Here is a 17,633-nt window from a genome sequence, read left to right as displayed (position 1 = left end):
ACTTTGATCAGATAAAAACCTGGCGATCACTAAAACAAAAAACAGAGAGTTCAGAAACGGAACCTTTTCATTAATCCGTTAATTACACATTCAAAAACTCAAGAAATCTATTCATCCCTTTTCTTTTTTCTTCATCCAGCAGGTAATTAATATTATTGGTATAATATTTCTTTAGATCGTAAGAGGAAAATTTCTGCTCTTCTGCAATTTCATCGAGCTTCTGCATACCAGCGGCATTGGCTGCATTAAAGGTCTTGATCCATTCTTCACTCATGGGTTTCAAACTCACCCACACTGCAAATACAAATGGCAGAGAGGTCATGGCACGCCATTCATTGGCAAGATCGTAGATATAAGTTGAGAGACGGCGTTGCTCCAAAGCCCTGTCGCCAATTACAACAGCACCTGTTGTTCCGTTGATTTTTGTACGGTAGCTTTCATCTTTTGCATCAACCAGTATTGGATTGATACCCCAGAATTCTTTCATCAGCACTTTCGCCAGGGCAACAGAAGTTCGGCTCTGGTAATCGAGATAAACAGTGGTCAAATCTTTAACCGGCACTTCGCTGAATAAACAAACGGAAGCCACTTCGTAATCAGATGCAATACAGTAATCGCTGACGATATAATACTGGGGCAGGTCGTGCAGCAAAGCCACAGGCACCAAACCCACATCCACGGCCCCGCTTTTCAGCATATCAGCCACTTTCGCCGGGTAATCAGGAATCAGCTCATGGGCTTCCAGGAATGCAGCTGACTTCATCCCATACATCATGGGTTTTGTGTTTAAATAACTGACTGCTCCAACTTTTATCTTATGCGTTTCGCTCATAATTTCCGTTATCTAACCTAAAGCATAATACCGACTAATTAAACCGACAACAGGAGTTTTGTTACGTCGGTATTCTTCAATTCATTTACTTTTGCGCTGCAAAGAAAAGGTTTTTTATTTGAGCCTGTACAGAAAGGATTTAAACCAAAATTACCTGTACCGGTGAAAGTTGACACCCGAAAGTATACAACCAGAAACTACAAACTTTATAAACTTCTTCATGGAACTTCAAAACCTTACAGCCATTTCCCCGATTGACGGACGTTACCGCAATCAACTGCAGCAACTGGATCTTTATTTTTCTGAGTTTGCACTCATCCGTTACCGTGTGCAGGTGGAAGTGGATTATTTTATTTTCCTGTCTGAAAAGAAGTTTTTAAGTTATCAGCCCAGCAGCAGAAAGCATTAAAAGAAGTGGTCTCCTCTTTTTCAATTGATAAAGCGGCAGAAATCAAAAACCTCGAAAGCATCACCAATCATGATGTAAAAGCGGTGGAATATTTCCTGAAAAAAGAACTGGATTTTCTGCAACTTTCTTCGCTCAAAGAATGGATTCATTTTGGTTTAACCTCACAGGATATCAACAATACCGCCATTCCGCGTTTATGGAAAGATGCACTGGAAAATGAACTGATGCCGGCTTATTCAAACCTGCTCATCCGTTTGCGTTCACTGGCAAAAGACTGGAAAGATATTCCACTACTTGCCCGCACACATGGACAGGCCGCCTCTCCTACCAAACTTGGAAAAGAGATCATGGTTTATGTTGAACGTTTGGAAAATCAACTGCAGCAATTATCTGTGTTACCAACCACAGCAAAGTTTGGTGGTGCTACCGGCAATTTCAATGCACATCATGTGGCTTATCCAAAAACCGACTGGATCAAATTCGGGAATGAATTTGTAGAAAAGAAATTGGGATTGCAACGTCAGCAGTTTACTACACAAATTGAACATTACGATAATCTTGCTGCACAAATGGACAGCATCAAACGCATCAACACCATCTTAATTGATCTTTGCCGTGATATCTGGACGTACGTATCGATGGATTATTTCAAACAAAAAATCAAGAAAGGTGAAATTGGCAGCAGCGCCATGCCGCATAAAGTAAACCCCATTGATTTTGAAAATGCTGAAGGAAACCTCGGTATTGCCAATGCATTGTGGGAACATCTTTCAGCCAAACTTCCGGTTTCAAGATTGCAGCGTGACCTGACCGATTCAACTGTTTTAAGAAATATCGGCGTTCCTTTTGCTCATTCCATTCTTTCCTTGAAATCAATTGAAAAAGGTTTGGGCAAATTGCTGCTGAATGAAGACAAGATCAAACAGGACCTGGATAACAACTGGGCAGTTGTGGCTGAAGCCATTCAAACAATTTTAAGAAGAGAACATTATCCCAATCCATACGAAGCATTGAAAGATCTTACAAGAGGCAATGCAGCCATCACCCAAAAAACAATGCAGGATTTTATTAAAGGATTGAAAGTAAGTGCTGAAGTGAAAAAAGAATTGAAAGCGGTTACTCCGTTCAGTTATACAGGTGTAAATCCGAAGTATTAGCAGTGGATAGCCGATAGTTTGCAGTAGTTAGTTATCAGTTTCACTATCGGCTTACGACTAATGATTATCGGCTATGAAACATCTTCAATAAAAAAATACTCCGGCGCTTTATTGGAATATAAACGGATGCTGAGAATATCGTAGTGAATCCTCTCCCAAACAGGGTATACATTCAGAAACTCTTCCCCGGCATTCATCAGCCGTTCCAGTTTTTTTGCCGTTACACCTTCTTCAGGATGGCCGTAAGTATCCGTTGTTCTTGTCTTCACTTCAATAAAGTGAAGAACTCCTTCCCTTTCTGCAATCACATCCAGTTCAAAATAAGAATGCTTCCAGTTGCGGTGAAGAATGGTAAAGCCCTGACCCAGCAGCCATGCGGCGGCCATTTCTTCCCCTTCTTTACCAGTTTCCAGGTGTTTTGCCATTCCTCTAAAATAACTCATTTCGGCTTATCCACATATTGAGGAAAAAAGCCGGTTACACAAAATGAAGTTTGTGGACTTGTTTTTAGTTATTTTTGTCGCTCAAGCAAGAATTATGAAGTTTAATAAAAATATCGTTTTCACATTGCTGGCCCTAATCGTTGTTGCAGCATTGTACCGCATTCTCCCTAACCGTCCACTGGGCTTTGCTCCGCAGATTGCCATGGCATTATTTGCCGGTTCTGTGATTAAGGACAGGAAATTTGCGTTTGCACTTCCACTGATCAGTATGTTTATAAGTGATGCATTATACCAATCATTATACAGCTTAGGTCTTTCTTCTATAAAAGGTTTTTATGGCGGACAGTTGACCAACTACATATTATTTGCAGGTTTAACTGTTATTGGCTTCTTCATTAACCAGAGCAAAGCATGGCAGATTGGTTTAGGTGCATTAGTTGGCCCAACTGTTTATTTCTTCATCAGTAATTTCCTGGTATGGATTGGCGGTGGACTTGACATCAACAATCTGCCTTATGCTAAAACAGCAGCAGGATTAACGCTTGCTTACACTGAAGCCATTCCTTTTTATACCGGAAGCCTCTACGCAACTGTTGTTTTCTGTGCAGTATTCTTTGGAGGATATACATTGTTGAAAACAGGATTACTGAAAACAAAAACAGCTTAATAAATTTTTTGAATAATAACAGGAAGCCACTCAGTTGAGTGGCTTTTTCATTTTCATTTAACAGGTTATTCCGTCCATCCTGTCAATAATACAATCGTCACAATAAGCTGAAAGCTCATCCAATAGTTTTCATAGCTTGTTGTAATCAAAACTTATCATAATGAAAAAAACAATCTTCCTGTTGCTGTTTGCAGGCAACCTTACATTCAATTCTTTTTCACAAATTCCTTTAACGGTTACTCCAAGTGGTGGAAATAAAAAAGCATCGGTAAGTGAACGTATCGGCTTAACAGATGTAACCATTCATTACGACCGTCCTGGTGTAAAAGGCCGTGAAGGAAAAGTATGGGGAGGTCTTGTTCCGGTTGGTTTTACTGATCCGGGTTTTGGCAGCAGTAAGTCAGCCCCCTGGCGTGCTGGTGCCAATGAAAATACCATATTCGAGTTCAGTACAGATGTACTGATAGAAGGAAAAAAATTAGCGGCAGGCAAGTATGGTTTTTTTATAGCCTATGATCCAACTGAATGTACACTGATCTTCTCTTCCAACTCTACTTCATGGGGGCATTATTATTACAACGATAAAGAAGATGTATTGCGTGTAAAAGTAAAACCGGTTGCAATTGACAAATCAGTTGAATGGCTGAAATATGAATTCATGAATGAAACTGAAAACAGTGCCACTGTTGCTTTGCAATGGGAGAAGCTGATGATTCCGTTTAAAATTGAAACAGATTATATAAAAGAGCAGATTACTTCTTTCAGAAATGAATTAAGAACAGAGAAAGGATTCATCTGGCAAAGCTGGGACCAGGCAGCACAATGGTGTCTGCAGCACAATACCAATTTAGAAGAAGCATTACTTTGGACAGATTCTTCTACCAATAATTTCGGTGGTGAAAGATCTTTTGGTGCATGGAGTACAAGAGCACAGATCCTTGAAAAACTCGATCGCAAAGATGAAGCCGCTGCAATCATGAAAAAAGCTATTCCGTTTGGCAGCCTGAATGACCTGCATCAATATGCCAGGACTTTGATACAGCTGAAGAAACCTGCAGAAGCACTGGTTGTTTTTAAAATGAATTTTGATAAAAACCCGAATCAATACACAACACTTGTTGGCCTTGTAAGAGGATATTCTGCCAATGGCGATTTTAAGAATGCATTAAAGTATGCAAACCTTGCTTTACCCTTAGCACCTGATCAGCAAAACAAAACATTCTTACAGGGTATGATTGATAAATTAAAGGCGGGGAAAGATGCCAATCAATAAAAAAAGTAAACAATAAAAAGTCCCTGATCAATCAGGGACTTTTTCTTTATAGTACTTGTAAGTAATCGTATTTACTCATGATGATGCGGCAGTTCTGCCAGGATAGCATTGCATCGCTCCAATGCTTTTTCAAAACTATCTGTTACATTGGCTTTGCCAATGGCAAAGAGAAGTCTTGCATCCTTCAGTTCTTTCAATACCTGTTCACTGTCCACTTCACAAAGAATAAGTTTAGTGCCACGGTGTTTTGATTCTTTAAACACTTCTTCAATGGTACGGATGCCGGTTGCATCAATGATTGGCACTTTCCGCATTCGGATGATCAGCACTTTTGGTTTTTTCTCAATGAACTTTATCGCATCTTTAAATTTATGTGCCGCACCAAAAAATAAAGGACCGGAAATTTCAAACACTTCTGCCTCATGAGGTATAATGAAATTATTTACTGACGAAGAATCATCAGTTTCCTTTTCATCATCTTCCTCTTTTTCTTTTGAAAGAATACTTACCTCACTCGATTGAATCATATTCCGCATAAAAAGGAAGGCTGCAAGTACCATTCCTATTTCAATGGCCACCGTTAAATCAATCAATACGGTTAAGAAGAACGTAGTAAGCAGAATAATTACATCGCTTTTTGGTCCTTTGAATACAGAAAGAAAACTTTGCCACTCACTCATATTATAAGCAACAATCACCAGGATACCTGCTAAGGTTGCCATAGGAATATAGGCCGCCCATTTGCCAACAAATAACATAATGAGCAATAAAGTAATGGCATGAACCATTCCTGCAACTGGAGTTCTGCCTCCATTCTTTACATTGGTTACAGTGCGTGCAATAGCGCCCGTTGCGGGAATACCTCCAAAGATGGAAGAAAAAATATTGCCAGTTCCCTGTGCCACCAGTTCCATATTGGAACGGTGTGTAGAACCAATCATTCCATCAGAAACTACTGCAGATAACAGTGATTCAATTCCACCAAGCAATGCAATGGTGAAAGCAGGTTGTATCAATTGTTTCACCGTCTCAAAATCAATATGCGGAATAACCGGCGATGGAAGTGAAGAAGGAATGCTTCCAAACCTGCTGCCGATTGTTTCTACAGGCAGGTGTAAAAAATAAGCAGCCAGTGTTGTTACAAGAATAGCTACCAGTGAACCGGGAATTTTATGTGTAACCTTTGGCCATAATAAGATAACAGCAACGGTAACAATGGCAATGGCTGCTGCATACAGATTCGTTGATGAAATATTCGCAGCAAAGCTTCCCCATTTGGCAAGAAAATCAGCAGGCACTGCACCCATATTCAAACCAAGAAAATCTTTTACCTGCGAAGAAAAAATGATCAATGCAATACCACTTGTAAAACCAATAATGAGCGGATGAGGAATAAATTTAATAACAGAACCTAATCTTGCAAGCCCCATCAGGATCAACATCACCCCTGCAATAAATGTTGCAATGATTAAACCGTTAACACCATAGGTTTGAACAATACCGTAAACAATCACAATGAATGCTCCGGTTGGGCCGCCGATCTGCACCCTGCTGCCACCTATTGCTGAAATAATAAAGCCACCAATTACAGCTGTGTACAAACCTTTTTCCGGTGATACTCCGGAAGCGATGGCAAATGCAATAGCAAGAGGAAGAGCAACAAGACCCACAATTAAACCAGCCATTACATCTTTACCAAACTGCTTACGGGTATAAGCCTTGAGCGTATAAAGCAACTTTGGTTTAAACATGTTGCTCATCAGGCTGCGTTTTCTTTCATTCCACTACGCATGCGGCGCAGGTGCCCTCTGGCTGCCTGAATATTACTCCATTGCTGTGCATCTTTTTTCATAGGACTGTACAATTCCAGTTCAGTAATGATTTTTCCGGCAAAATAAAATGGAACAAGGATTTCATTTTCCTGTTGTTCCACTTCTTTCATCGTTGCATCAATAATACTCATTACTTCTTCCTGTGAAGTGGCCACTAAAATCCTTGTGATCAGCTGAGAGTGGAAATGACTAAATGTATGGGGCATAAAAAAGTAAGTTTATTGTTTGAGCAGGGTTACTTTGAAATCATCAAGATCATATCTTGCGGCAACGATCTGCAATTCATTTTTTTCTATTTTTCACGGATGATGGCTGATGCTGTTTTCAGTTCCTTTACTCCATGCCATACATTTGCAATTACACAATCATCCAGACGATTGATATCTGTTACAGGAATTTGAATGATCTCCTCTTCGTTTTTTAAACTGTCAACAATCTCTTTAATATGTCCGGGAGCTTCCCCTCCTCCAATAAATGCTTTTACCGCACCGCAGTTTTCATGCCCCATAACAATGATGAGCTTTACACCTAAATGTTCAACAGCATATTCAATGCTTCCTAACTCAACCCCACCAATAATATTTCCTGCCGTGCGGATCACAAACAAATCGCCAAAGCCCTGGTCAAATAATAATTCAGGAGGAACCCTTGAATCAGAACAGCAGATAATCGCTGCAAAAGGATGCTGTTCTTTTGAAATGGCAACCATCCGTTTAATATCTTCATCAGGATGAACAGGGTGATGATGTGAAAACCTGCTGTTGCCTGCTGTTAATTTTTGCAATGACGTTTGAAGTGTTGATTCAGCAGATAAACTCCTTTGCTTACAACTCATCAGCAAAATCATTAATGAAAGAGCAGCACTCAGTGAATGTGAAAAAAGTTTACTCATACTTTTATCCAGTATTTTAAAAGGTTATCCATATCAGAACCTACAACATGATAATCGGGAGGTATTTCATCTTCCAGACTGTGAAAGGTTGCCAATCTTGTTCCGGCAGGTGTTTTGTCTAATTGCTTATACAGGTAACGGCAGTAATAATGATACAGCTCACTTGAGTAATCAATACTCTCATCAATTTTTGTTGTGCCGCTTAGATTTTCGTAAAATGAATTATAGAAATAAAAATGATCGTAGTTTTTGAAATCAAGCTGGGTAAAATTGCCGTGAATAAAAGAAACATTTTGCAGCTCGAGAATTTGTCTCGCTGCTTCCGCATCATCAATCAGTGTCTTTCGTTGCTCAACACCGTAATAAGTTGCATTGGGCATATAGAAAGCTGCACTTAAACAGAACTTACCAACTCCGCTGCCGATATCTAAAATGCGGACATTTTTTTCAGCTGCTAAAAATTGTGCTGCTTTTCGGGCAACACTCAAAGGAGTCCAGTGATTGGAGGCAAGTATCCGGATGGGCAAAGGATAGAGGCGGTTGAATGCCGCATCTGTATTATACCATTCCTCCGTTTTTGATTCTTGTTGTTCTGAAAGCATAGACTTTATTTTCGGCTGAACAGGTAATGATTGAAGGACCAACCATCTACCGCCGGATTTACTGAACCGGTAATAGATCATTCCTGAAAGAAACCCATTTGCTGTCTGTTTGTACCGGCGAATGATGCAAAGGTATCAACTCTTTGGCTTTGATGAGGTAATGCATATCACTTTTAAAAGTGAGTTTTATCAATTTTTAAAGCATTATTTTTGAAAGGCTATGAGTATCAAGGGTATTTTTCCAATTGATAAATGGGATTTCAAAAGCGAATCGATCCTCCATAATCTGCCCGAAGCGGACCTGAACTTATTAACCGCAAATCAATCTCTTCAAACCTGTAAAAAAGGTGAAATTATTTTCAAGGAAGGTGCTCATCCCGACGGAATCTTTTATATCACCAACGGGAAGATAAAAAAATACAAGGTTGATAAAGACGGAAAAGAACAGATTATTTATGTTGCCAATACAGGGGAACTGTTCGGCTACCATGCAATTCTTGCAGAAGACCGCTACCCTGATTATGCTGCGGCACTGGAAGAAAGCACTATCATGTTTATTCCAAAAGAAGATTTTTTAAACGCATTACAGCAATCAGAAGTATTAAACAGGTTATTATTAAAAACACTGAGTCATGAGTTTGCGGTGCTGGCCAACAGCATTACCATGTTTGCTCAAAAGTCGGTTCGTGAAAGATTAGCTATGCAGTTGATTGTACTGCGTGAAAAATACAAAGTAAATTTTCAACCCGGCCAACCTGTTGAAATCAATATGAGCCGTGATGATTTAGCCAGTCTTGTTGGAACGGCCAGAGAAAATGTAGTGCGGATGTTATCCGATTTTAAAGAAGAAAAAATTCTTGAAACAAAAGGCCGGTTAATTATTGTTCATGATGTAAATAAGCTGATCAGTATTGCCAATCTGAAATAACTCCCTTTATTCACACAACTGAATAATGTCAGTTGTTTTTGTACTCATGATGATCTTATTCACCAGTTTCTTTGCATTATAATAAATAATCAATGTGCCATACGACATCTGATAAGCTTCCCAATTGGCATCCTTTATTTTTGGATTTCCCAATAAAGTAAACAGGGCAGCCTGTTTTGCTCCCATTAACGGCATCGACATTTTGCCTTTGAACTTTTCATCAATTAAAAAATAATCACGCTGAATATAAACGGTAAGACCTTTATCAGCATAATAAATGGCACCGCCGCATTTCGATTCATTGCCTTCCGCTTCAAAAGAAGTAAAGCAGGGAATCTTTGATTTGATCCTTTCCGGATCTGCACTGGGCATCACTTCATTGATCCATCCTTTGTACACTTCAACGTACATAGTGCCGCAATCGGCCTTTGTTGTTAACTGTGCCTTTACCTGCGAAAGACAAATCATTACTGCAATTACTGCGAGGAAACGTTTCATGCTGAATGGGATTTACTGATCTACTGCAAATTTCCTGCTAAAAAATCAAAATGAAGGATAACAGCCTGAGATTTCAGAAATAATTACCTTCACCCTCATGTTTTTCATTATTTCCAAACTACTATATTTTTTTATTTCGCCGTTTAACTGGTTACTGATCTTTGTTTTGCTTGCTTTCTTCATCAAAGATCAGAAACGGAAAAAAAAATGGATCATTATCAGTACCTGCTGGTTCCTCGTTTTCTCCAATCCCTTCATCATTCAAAAACTCATGATTAGCTGGCAGGCAGAGAGAAAAACACTGGCAACAGGAGAACAATACCAGACAGGTATTTTACTTGCGGGATTTGTTGGGTTTGAATTCAAAAGTAATCAGGGCTTTTACGGTGCAGCGAGTGACCGGTTTATTCAGGCGGTTCGCCTGTACAAACTCGGGCATATCAAAAGATCCTCATCACGGGTGGCAGCGGCAGCATTTGGCGACAACAATACAAAGAAGCTGATTTTGTAAAAGAGCAATTACAGGAAATGGGTGTAGCAGCAACAGATGTATTAAGTGAAAATCAAAGCCGCAATACTTACGAGAATGCCATCAACTCAAAAAAACTGCTCGATTCATTACAGATAAAAGGCCCATATCTTTTAATTACATCTGCTATGCACATGAAGCGGTCGCAAAAAGTATTTACAAAAGCCGGATTGGAGACAGTTGCTTATCCCTGCAATTTCAATGCGGTTAATAACCCAATACGTTTCTTTGATGCTGTAATACCTTCCTACAAATCATTTGAAAACTGGGATATCTTTTTAAAAGAAGCAGTGGGATTGCTGGTGTATAAGTTAACAGGTAAAGCGTAGAAAGCAAAATGAATAGAAACACGGATTCAACGGATCATAACTGATTAACACTGTTTTTATCTGTTCAAATCCGCCGACATCAGTGTCATCAGCGTTTCTATCAAAAAAAATCAGGCAAGTTTCTTCATCTCCACCGTATGTAAATCTTTGAACTTGTACAGCACTTCATCCAAACGGTTCTTTGGTATGCCGATTTCCACATCGCAAAACAAATTCATTTCCTGTTTAATAACTGTGCAGTTGTACTGCTTAACCACCATCATAACATCATTCATTCTTGTATAATCAAAATGCAGGAAGTAGTTTACTTCAATCTGCTTTTGCACAATCGGTGTTGTTTGCAAAGCCAGTGCTGTAGCGGTTTTATAGGCATTGATCAAACCGGGAACACCCAGCAATGTGCCGCCAAAATAACGCACAACAATAATCAGCACATTGGTCAATTCCTTACTGTCGATCTGTCCCAGTATCGGTCTGCCTGCACTTCCTGAAGGTTCCCCATCATCACTTACACGAAATGTATTTCCATCAACACCTAAACGGTAAGCAAAACAATGATGCACCGCTTTATGATGTTCTTCCTTTAATGCTTTCAGCTTCAGTTTAAATTCTTCAACCGAAGATAACGGATAGGCATAGGCCAGGAACTGACTGCCCCTGTCTTTAAACTCGGCAACCACAGGTTGGGTAATGGTATTATAAAACTCCTGGCTCATACTTGAATAAATAATTTGACTAACCGAATGCAATTAATGAAATGGCAGCAATAGATAAAACAATCCCCAGCCAGTTGAGTTTTGATAATTTCTCTTTAAACATAAACAGGGCTGCCAGTGTACTGAACAAAACAATCCCCATATTATTGATGGGGATGATAGCAGAACTGTTGCCTGCATAATCCTTCAGTACACGAACAAGGCACCAGATCGAAAATAATTCGGCACACCAATGATGATACCTGCTGCAATGGCTCTTCTGTCGAATTTCATTTTACCGGTAAGCAGCATAAAAATCATCGCTATCAAACCAAGAGAAGCAGCTACGGCAAATGCAGTGATCAGGTAAGCATTCTTATTGGCATCATTTAAAAAACTGATCTCAACATACTTAATCATTGTATCAAGCAAACCACTGCCGACAAATAAAATCACCGGTAAGAAGAAAAACAAAGGGTTTACTTTTTTACCCGATGGTTCTGTTGCATCAGCAGATGGCCAGCAGGTAAGTACAACAGAGGCAAGAGCAATGATAACGCCAATAATCCTGAATGCAGTTGGCGCTTCGTTATACAGATAAATAGAAAAGATAAAAGGAATGACCAGTGAAAGTTTGTTGGCCACTGATGCAACAGATACTCCCATCTTTTGAGCAGTCATTCCAATTGCATTAAACAATCCAATAAAAGTCAACCCCATTAACAGCGACCATCCAAACCAGCTTTCACTTACAGAATCTTTACTGATGGGAAATGCACCATTCACAAAAGAACCCGTAACCACACAGGTGATATAGTTAAATACAATTGCCTGGAAGGTATTGATACCAAACTTCTCCACTAACTTAAAGGAGAGTGTGAGCCATGAACTGAGAACAATACTGCCGATTAAAAAGAACACGTTGAAATTGGTTTATTGTTTGGTATAATAACTGATTGTATCCGTCTGGATGGTTTCAATTTTCTGCAACAGTACATTTTTTATTTGAGGAGCGTTCAATCCTTTTTCAATTTTTAAGGATGAATTCTCAATCACTCTTGCTTCATCCCATAAACCGGCATCAATAAAACCCTGTAACAGCTGTGCACCACCTTCCACAATTACACTTTGAATGTTCAATTGATACAGTGCATCAACCATCTGCTCAACTGCATTTCCTTCCTTACTGATTATGTAATATTGAATATTTCCTTCAGTTGATTCTTTGATGGTATTAAACACAATCGTCTTTGCTGCATCATTGAACAATTGAAGTGTAGAAGGCAGCTTTAGTTCCTTATCCAATACCAGACGGACAGGTTGCTTACCCGGCCAATAACGGTTTGTCAATTGCGGATCATCCAGCAAAGCTGTATTCGTACCAACAAGGATCGATGCTTCTTCACTTCTCCATTTGTGCACCAACTTATTTGTAAACTCATTACTGATTAGTAGTCTTCGAACATCGGAGTCTTCCAAAGTCCCTCCACCGGGGGGATTTAGGGGGGCTGGGGCTGCTATCTTCCCATCCCCCGTCTGTGCCCATTTCAAAATAATATAAGGCCTGTGCTGCAAGTGAAATGTAAAGAAGCGTTTGTTCAGCTCCATACATTCCTTTTTCAGCACATCAACAACCGTCTCCACTCCTGCTGCCTTCAGCTTTTCAATTCCTTTTCCGTTTACTTCAACAAATGGATCCCTGCAACCAATCACCACCTTCGGAATTTTATGCTGAATGATAAGATCACTGCAGGGAGGTGTTTTACCAAAATGAGCACAGGGTTCTAAAGAAACATACAAAGTTGATTGTTGAAACTTATCGGTCTGGCCGTTTTGAGCGGCCTGACCTAAACAATTCACTTCCGCATGTGCTTCGCCATAACGTTCATGCCATCCTTCTCCAATAATGCGTCCATTATGTACAAGCACAGCTCCCACCATTGGATTGGGTGCAACTGAACCTGCTCCTTTCAAAGCCAGTTCAATACATCGCTGCATATATGTCTCATCAATGGTCATACGGCGCAAAAATAGCTATTTCGTTGTAGTGACAGGTATGCCATACTTCAACTGTTAGAATAACTTTGAGATATGGCGATAAGTATGGCATACCTAAATAAACTGTTTCAGCAGAAGCAGGTAAATTTGCAGGAATGAGGTGGAAAGAATACTATCAGCAGCTAAGTAAATCATTGCAGGAAATCTATGAGCAAAGCGAAGCAGATGCTATTGCCAGAATCGTTGTGGAATCTATGGGCAATGGATCATTCTCTGCACTTGGAGAGAAAGAACTATCACTTCCTGAAGAGCAACGGATAACAGAAACCCAGCGCCAGTTATTAACGCACCGTCCCGTTCAATATGTATTAAACGAAGCCTGGTTTTATGGGTTAAAGTTTGAAGTAAATGAAAGCGTTCTCATTCCCCGGCCTGAAACAGAAGAACTGGTTGACTGGATCATAAAGAATGTACGGAGTACGATGTACGATGTGAAAGCCCGACCCGTACATCAAACATCTGACATCGTACATATATTGGACATTGGCACAGGCTCCGGCTGCATTCCCATCTCCATCAAAAAAAACATTACTTCCTTAGAAGTTTCAGCCATTGATGTTTGCAGTGAAGCATTGCATACAGCAATGAATAATGCAGTAAACCATGAAACAGAAATCAATTTTCAGCTGCTTGATTTCTTAGATGAAAACAAATGGAAAGAACTAAGTAAATATGATCTCATCGTCAGCAATCCTCCTTACATAAAAAATAGTGAAGCAAAAACCATGAGTCAGCATGTGCTGGATTACGAACCGCACAAAGCTTTGTTTGTTCCTGATGAAGATGGATTATTGTTCTATCGTAAAATAGCTGACTTTGCTTTAACACATCTCAACCCAAACGGTGTTGTTTATCTTGAAATCAATCAGCAATTGGGAAAAGAAACAGCAGACTTGTTTCAGCAAAAAGGATTTACTGTTGAATTGAAAAAAGATATGAGTGGAAATGAGAGAATGATAAAAGGCAGCCGATAGTCTTTAGTTGTAAGCCGGTAGTAAAGAACCTACTAACCACTATCGGCTAACGACTAGCTACTCCCTACTGCACCCCTTCTTATCCACACTCATCACTGCCTTTACACCTAAGCGGTCGGCAGCACGGAGCACAGCAGCAAAACTTTCAATCGTAGCATTTCTGTCGGCATTGATGACAATGCTTACCTCTGCGCCGCTGTTGCGTTTGGAGCTGATCATTTGTGAAAGTGTTGTATCCATCAGTAAAGGATCAACAGCTGTTGAACCTACATAAAAATGATTCGTTGCATCAATTGTTACCACTACTGTTTGTTTGCTGCGGGTATTGCTTTTTGCTTTTGGCAATGAAGCTTTCCGCACATTGGGATTGGCCAGCGTGGAAACAATTAAGAAAAACATGAGCAGGATGAACAGGATATCGTTCAACGCATCCGTAAACACCTCCGATGATTCACCTCTTTTCTTTCTGAGATTCATGAGTTACTGGTTTATCGGGTTGGTTCCTGTAATACATCTAAGAAGTCGGCGGCTGATCCTTCCATTTTATTTACTGCTTTTTCTACCTGGGTAGAAAGGATATTATGAAGAGATAAGCAATCAAACCAATCACCAAACCACTGATGGATGTTACCAGTTTGGTGTAAATACCACCGGCGATTGTACTCAGTTCATATTCACCTGTTGCATTGATGTTAAAGAACAGCTGCATCAAACCAACCAGTGTACCAACGAAACCAAAAATGGGAGCCACTTTAGAGATCACAGAAAGAATACTCACATTACGTTCTAATTTATACATCTCCAGCTGTGCCACATTCTCCATACTTTTTTCAATGGAATCAATGGGTTTACCAATACGCTGCAGTCCTTTATCAATCATCCGTCCAACCGGGTTGGCGGTGTTGCGTGCAAAATTTCTGGCAGCAGTTACATTACCGCTAACAATATTATCACGGATGATGTTCATGAAATTAGTATCCACTTCTGCTGCTTTTTTAATGGCCAGCCAGCGTTCCACAAATACATATACCGTTAGGATACTTAAGATTCCAAGCGGAACCATTACCCAGCCGGCTTTAATAAACATGTCGATGATATGCATTTCTTTGGGAGCAACCGGTGTAGTTACTGCTTTGTTCAGGGTATCAACTGCGTTTTGAACCTGGAGAAGGAAAAAGTCCATGTGTGTTATATGGTTTTATGTGTACTTCGAAGCTATTTAGCGAAGCAGAAATCAAATGTAAATCTTGCCTTGCACTAAAACGCTTTGCTGTGCTTATTATTTTCCACAGCCAAATTTTAATCCAACATTACAAAGTAGCAGCTTTGTTTTGTTATAGTAATGCAAAAAAGCGGCTGAGTTGAAGTGATAGAAACACGGATAACGCAGATTTATACGGATCAATACAGATTAAATCCGTTCATATCCGTCCCATCCGTGTCATCAGCGTTTCTATCTTCTGCCTTCCCTCTTTGCCTTTCCTTCCTCCTCTTTCTTCTCTTTTCCCTCTTTTCACCTCTTAGCTCCCCCCTTTTGTCATTTCCCCCACATCAACTACCTTCGCTGCCGGTCTAATTATCAATTATCAACTAACAAATTATCAATTAATAAATATGGCATACGACGTAATCGTTCTCGGAAGTGGTCCCGGTGGATATCCAGCCGCTATCCGTGCATCTCAGCTTGGTTTTAAAGTAGCAATCGTTGAAAAAGAAAGTCTTGGCGGTGTGTGTTTAAACTGGGGTTGTATTCCCACCAAAGCATTACTGAAAAGTGCACAGGTATATGATTACATGAAGCACAGCGAAAGCTATGGTATCAGCGCCAGCAATATTCAGCACGACTTTGGTGCAGTGGTAAAACGCAGCCGTGGAGTGGCCGATAAAATGAGCAAGGGCGTTACCTTTTTAATGAAGAAGAACAAGATTGATGTGATTATGGGTTACGGAAAAATTGCCGGCAAGGGCAAGTTGGAAGTAACAGCAGCCGATGGTGCAAAAGCATTGTTGAAGGAAAATATATTGTGATTGCTACGGGTGGCCGCAGCCGTCAGTTACCATCTATGCCGCAGGATGGTAAAAAAATCATTGGCTACCGTGAAGCAATGGTGTTACCAACACAGCCAAAATCAATGATCGTTGTAGGAAGCGGTGCCATTGGTGTTGAGTTTGCTGATTTCTACAACAGCATGGGTACAAAAATTACCATTGTTGAATTTATGCCGAGAGTTGTACCGGTTGAAGATGAAGATATTTCTAAAGAACTGGAAAAGCAGTTTAAGAAAAAAGGCGTTACCATTATGACCAGCGCTGAAGTAACCAGTGTTGATACAAGTGGCGAAGGAGTAAAAGCAAAAGTAAAAACAGCAACCGGTGAAGTAGTACTGGAAGCCGATATCTTATTAAGTGCTGCAGGTGTTGTTTCAAATATTGAAAACATCGGACTGGAAGAAAACGGTATTAAAACAGAAAAAGGAAAAGTAGTAGTTGATAAATACGGACAAACCAATGTACCCGGCATTTATGCCATTGGTGATGTTGCTCCCGGACAGGCCCTGGCACACGTTGCAAGTAAAGAAGGCATCAATGCAGCTGAGCATATGGCATATATGGAAAAGAAACACAACCATGCACCTGAAGCAATGGATTATAATAACATTCCCGGCTGTACTTACTGCACACCTGAAATTGCATCTGTAGGTTATACAGAGAAAGCAGCGAAAGATGCAGGTTACGAAATTAAAGTAGGCAAGTTTCCTTTTATGGCGAGTGGTAAAGCAAGTGCTTCCGGTGCAACAGAAGGTTTTGTAAAAGTAATCTTCGATGCAAAATATGGTGAGTTCCTCGGAGCACATATGATAGGTGCAGGTGTTACTGAAATGATTGCTGAAGTAGTAGTAGCAAGAAAATTAGAAACTACTTATCATGAAATTCTCAATGGTGTGCATCCGCACCCAACTATGAGTGAAGCGTTGAAAGAAGCAACAGCTGTTGCTTATGGCGAAGCAACTGATATTTAATGCAGCCTGCAGGTGAGGCCGCTCAAAGTGGCCAGTCCATTTCAACAGGTTTATATATTTCCCAAACCATCAATGTAGAGGATCATCGGAAACGGTGGTCCTTTTTGCTTCTCCGCCATAGCCTTGGCGAAGGCGGATTTGTCACCAAGCCCCTGTTGGTCGCTGACCAACAGCAAATATTTGTTACAGAGGCTAATGCTGCCATTGAGCTTTTGTTGCGTCGCACTCTTGTACAAATGGAAATTCTATTGGGCAAAGCTGATTTCATGAGAATCCATATCCTCACACTTAAAAAATACCTGCTAACTGGATTTCGTTTTTATCCATACCGATCTTCCGTAAACAATCAAGACAGAAATCAATGATGCAAGTGACATTGCCAGATAAGGATTTTTGAAATTAATCGGTTCCTTATCAAAAAGCCCAAACATTGAGGGATCACCTGAATATATACAGGCTACTTCAAAAAACACAAGTGGAAAAATTCCATATAAA

Annotated in this window: 19 protein-coding genes and 3 pseudogenes; 10 read left to right on the top strand and 12 right to left on the bottom strand. The window is 40.1% G+C overall.

Annotated elements, in window-relative coordinates; translation table 11 throughout:
* Positions 1 to 82: 82 nt before the first annotated feature.
* Complete coding sequence (locus IPK31_15205) at positions 83 to 832, bottom strand: menaquinone biosynthesis protein (protein MBK8089171.1); 750 nt, start codon at positions 830 to 832, stop codon at positions 83 to 85.
* Between the two features lie 220 nt (positions 833 to 1,052).
* Between IPK31_15205 and purB the strand changes: the two are divergent.
* A pseudogene (gene purB, locus IPK31_15200) lies at positions 1,053 to 2,398 on the top strand (adenylosuccinate lyase).
* Between the two features lie 71 nt (positions 2,399 to 2,469).
* Here the strand turns inward: purB and IPK31_15195 are convergent.
* Positions 2,470 to 2,823 carry a YraN family protein gene (locus IPK31_15195; GenBank protein MBK8089170.1) on the bottom strand — a complete coding sequence of 118 codons (354 nt, stop codon included), beginning with the start codon at positions 2,821 to 2,823 and terminating at the stop codon, positions 2,470 to 2,472.
* Between the two features lie 112 nt (positions 2,824 to 2,935).
* Here IPK31_15195 and IPK31_15190 point away from each other — a divergent pair, with 112 nt between their 5' ends.
* Positions 2,936 to 3,508: a hypothetical protein gene (locus tag IPK31_15190; protein ID MBK8089169.1), complete on the top strand. Its 573-nt coding sequence runs from the start codon at positions 2,936 to 2,938 to the stop codon at positions 3,506 to 3,508.
* A 160-nt stretch (positions 3,509 to 3,668) separates the two neighbouring features.
* The gene (locus IPK31_15185) at positions 3,669 to 4,781 is read left to right on the top strand and encodes a DUF2911 domain-containing protein (GenBank protein MBK8089168.1); all 1,113 of its coding nucleotides are present in this window, start codon (positions 3,669 to 3,671) and stop codon (positions 4,779 to 4,781) included.
* Between the two features lie 71 nt (positions 4,782 to 4,852).
* Here the strand turns inward: IPK31_15185 and sulP are convergent, their stop codons facing one another.
* The 4 genes from sulP to IPK31_15165 form a co-directional block, all read right to left on the bottom strand.
* On the bottom strand, positions 4,853 to 6,532 hold the full coding sequence (gene sulP, locus IPK31_15180) for a sulfate permease (protein ID MBK8089167.1): 1,680 nt from the start codon (positions 6,530 to 6,532) through the stop codon (positions 4,853 to 4,855).
* 8 nt (positions 6,533 to 6,540) lie between these two features.
* Positions 6,541 to 6,819, bottom strand: coding sequence for a hypothetical protein (locus tag IPK31_15175; GenBank protein MBK8089166.1), 279 nt, complete (start codon positions 6,817 to 6,819; stop codon positions 6,541 to 6,543).
* Positions 6,820 to 6,905: 86 nt separating this feature from the next.
* The gene (locus tag IPK31_15170) at positions 6,906 to 7,505 is read right to left on the bottom strand and encodes a carbonic anhydrase (protein MBK8089165.1); all 600 of its coding nucleotides are present in this window, start codon (positions 7,503 to 7,505) and stop codon (positions 6,906 to 6,908) included.
* Positions 7,502 to 8,107, bottom strand: coding sequence for a methyltransferase domain-containing protein (locus IPK31_15165; protein MBK8089164.1), 606 nt, complete (start codon positions 8,105 to 8,107; stop codon positions 7,502 to 7,504). The genes IPK31_15170 and IPK31_15165 overlap by 4 nt, the downstream gene beginning before the upstream one ends.
* Positions 8,108 to 8,327: 220 nt before the next feature.
* On the opposite strand from IPK31_15165, the gene IPK31_15160 reads away from it, so the two are divergent.
* Positions 8,328 to 9,035: a Crp/Fnr family transcriptional regulator gene (locus IPK31_15160; protein MBK8089163.1), complete on the top strand. Its 708-nt coding sequence runs from the start codon at positions 8,328 to 8,330 to the stop codon at positions 9,033 to 9,035.
* Between the two features lie 6 nt (positions 9,036 to 9,041).
* Here the strand turns inward: IPK31_15160 and IPK31_15155 are convergent, their stop codons facing one another.
* Positions 9,042 to 9,533 carry a hypothetical protein gene (locus IPK31_15155; GenBank protein MBK8089162.1) on the bottom strand — a complete coding sequence of 164 codons (492 nt, stop codon included), beginning with the start codon at positions 9,531 to 9,533 and terminating at the stop codon, positions 9,042 to 9,044.
* A gap of 97 nt (positions 9,534 to 9,630) precedes the next feature.
* Between IPK31_15155 and IPK31_15150 the strand changes: the two genes are divergently transcribed.
* Positions 9,631 to 10,044, top strand: coding sequence for a hypothetical protein (locus tag IPK31_15150; GenBank protein ID MBK8089161.1), 414 nt, complete (start codon positions 9,631 to 9,633; stop codon positions 10,042 to 10,044).
* Complete coding sequence (locus IPK31_15145) at positions 9,981 to 10,391, top strand: YdcF family protein (GenBank protein MBK8089160.1); 411 nt, start codon at positions 9,981 to 9,983, stop codon at positions 10,389 to 10,391. The genes IPK31_15150 and IPK31_15145 overlap by 64 nt, the downstream gene beginning before the upstream one ends.
* Before the next feature lie 110 nt (positions 10,392 to 10,501).
* Here the strand turns inward: IPK31_15145 and IPK31_15140 are convergent, their stop codons facing one another.
* Complete coding sequence (locus IPK31_15140) at positions 10,502 to 11,107, bottom strand: YigZ family protein (GenBank protein ID MBK8089159.1); 606 nt, start codon at positions 11,105 to 11,107, stop codon at positions 10,502 to 10,504.
* Positions 11,108 to 11,148: 41 nt separating this feature from the next.
* Between IPK31_15140 and IPK31_15135 the strand changes: the two genes are divergently transcribed.
* The gene (locus IPK31_15135; GenBank protein ID MBK8089158.1) at positions 11,149 to 11,289 is read left to right on the top strand and encodes a hypothetical protein; all 141 of its coding nucleotides are present in this window, start codon (positions 11,149 to 11,151) and stop codon (positions 11,287 to 11,289) included.
* 4 nt (positions 11,290 to 11,293) lie between these two features.
* Here IPK31_15135 and IPK31_15130 read toward each other — a convergent pair whose 3' ends face one another.
* A complete protein-coding gene (locus tag IPK31_15130; protein ID MBK8089157.1) occupies positions 11,294 to 12,007 on the bottom strand; it encodes a hypothetical protein in 714 nt (237 codons plus the stop codon).
* A gap of 12 nt (positions 12,008 to 12,019) precedes the next feature.
* A complete protein-coding gene (gene ribD, locus IPK31_15125) occupies positions 12,020 to 13,105 on the bottom strand; it encodes a bifunctional diaminohydroxyphosphoribosylaminopyrimidine deaminase/5-amino-6-(5-phosphoribosylamino)uracil reductase RibD (protein ID MBK8089156.1) in 1,086 nt (361 codons plus the stop codon).
* A gap of 134 nt (positions 13,106 to 13,239) precedes the next feature.
* Between ribD and prmC the strand changes: the two genes are divergently transcribed.
* A complete protein-coding gene (gene prmC / locus IPK31_15120) occupies positions 13,240 to 14,118 on the top strand; it encodes a peptide chain release factor N(5)-glutamine methyltransferase (protein MBK8089155.1) in 879 nt (292 codons plus the stop codon).
* Between the two features lie 57 nt (positions 14,119 to 14,175).
* Here the strand turns inward: prmC and IPK31_15115 are convergent, their stop codons facing one another.
* Together IPK31_15115 and IPK31_15110 are read right to left on the bottom strand one after the other, a co-directional pair.
* Positions 14,176 to 14,595: a biopolymer transporter ExbD gene (locus IPK31_15115; GenBank protein MBK8089154.1), complete on the bottom strand. Its 420-nt coding sequence runs from the start codon at positions 14,593 to 14,595 to the stop codon at positions 14,176 to 14,178.
* Positions 14,596 to 14,606: 11 nt separating this feature from the next.
* Positions 14,607 to 15,301 (bottom strand): annotated as a pseudogene (locus tag IPK31_15110) (MotA/TolQ/ExbB proton channel family protein).
* Between the two features lie 431 nt (positions 15,302 to 15,732).
* Between IPK31_15110 and lpdA the strand changes: the two are divergent.
* Both lpdA and IPK31_15100 read left to right on the top strand, forming a co-directional pair.
* Positions 15,733 to 17,138: pseudogene (gene lpdA, locus IPK31_15105) on the top strand (dihydrolipoyl dehydrogenase).
* A complete protein-coding gene (locus IPK31_15100) occupies positions 17,138 to 17,503 on the top strand; it encodes a hypothetical protein (protein ID MBK8089153.1) in 366 nt (121 codons plus the stop codon). Before lpdA ends, IPK31_15100 begins: the two are co-directional and overlap by 1 nt.
* Positions 17,504 to 17,633: the final 130 nt, after the last annotated feature.

This window comes from Chitinophagaceae bacterium (assembly GCA_016713085.1).
Lineage (GTDB): Bacteria > Bacteroidota > Bacteroidia > Chitinophagales > Chitinophagaceae > Lacibacter.
Note: the sequence above shows the minus strand (reverse complement) of the source record. Positions and strands in the feature narration are given on the sequence as shown.

Bases quoted from the DNA above. Each gene is read 5' to 3' on its own strand.
- IPK31_15190 (MBK8089169.1), top strand. From the start codon at position 2,936: ATGAAGTTTAATAAAAATATCGTTTTCACATTGCTGGCCCTAATCGTT.
- IPK31_15185 (MBK8089168.1), top strand. From the start codon at position 3,669: ATGAAAAAAACAATCTTCCTGTTGCTGTTTGCAGGCAACCTTACATTC.
- sulP (MBK8089167.1), bottom strand. From the start codon at position 6,532: ATGTTTAAACCAAAGTTGCTTTATACGCTCAAGGCTTATACCCGTAAG.
- IPK31_15150 (MBK8089161.1), top strand. From the start codon at position 9,631: ATGTTTTTCATTATTTCCAAACTACTATATTTTTTTATTTCGCCGTTT.
- IPK31_15165 (MBK8089164.1), bottom strand. From the start codon at position 8,107: ATGCTTTCAGAACAACAAGAATCAAAAACGGAGGAATGGTATAATACA.
- prmC (MBK8089155.1), top strand. From the start codon at position 13,240: ATGAGGTGGAAAGAATACTATCAGCAGCTAAGTAAATCATTGCAGGAA.
- IPK31_15155 (MBK8089162.1), bottom strand. From the start codon at position 9,533: ATGAAACGTTTCCTCGCAGTAATTGCAGTAATGATTTGTCTTTCGCAG.
- IPK31_15100 (MBK8089153.1), top strand. From the start codon at position 17,138: ATGCAGCCTGCAGGTGAGGCCGCTCAAAGTGGCCAGTCCATTTCAACA.
- ribD (MBK8089156.1), bottom strand. From the start codon at position 13,105: ATGACCATTGATGAGACATATATGCAGCGATGTATTGAACTGGCTTTG.
- IPK31_15140 (MBK8089159.1), bottom strand. From the start codon at position 11,107: ATGAGCCAGGAGTTTTATAATACCATTACCCAACCTGTGGTTGCCGAG.
- IPK31_15170 (MBK8089165.1), bottom strand. From the start codon at position 7,505: ATGAGTAAACTTTTTTCACATTCACTGAGTGCTGCTCTTTCATTAATG.
- IPK31_15195 (MBK8089170.1), bottom strand. From the start codon at position 2,823: ATGGCAAAACACCTGGAAACTGGTAAAGAAGGGGAAGAAATGGCCGCC.
- IPK31_15135 (MBK8089158.1), top strand. From the start codon at position 11,149: ATGGCAGCAATAGATAAAACAATCCCCAGCCAGTTGAGTTTTGATAAT.
- IPK31_15160 (MBK8089163.1), top strand. From the start codon at position 8,328: ATGAGTATCAAGGGTATTTTTCCAATTGATAAATGGGATTTCAAAAGC.
- IPK31_15205 (MBK8089171.1), bottom strand. From the start codon at position 832: ATGAGCGAAACGCATAAGATAAAAGTTGGAGCAGTCAGTTATTTAAAC.
- IPK31_15175 (MBK8089166.1), bottom strand. From the start codon at position 6,819: ATGCCCCATACATTTAGTCATTTCCACTCTCAGCTGATCACAAGGATT.
- IPK31_15115 (MBK8089154.1), bottom strand. From the start codon at position 14,595: ATGAATCTCAGAAAGAAAAGAGGTGAATCATCGGAGGTGTTTACGGAT.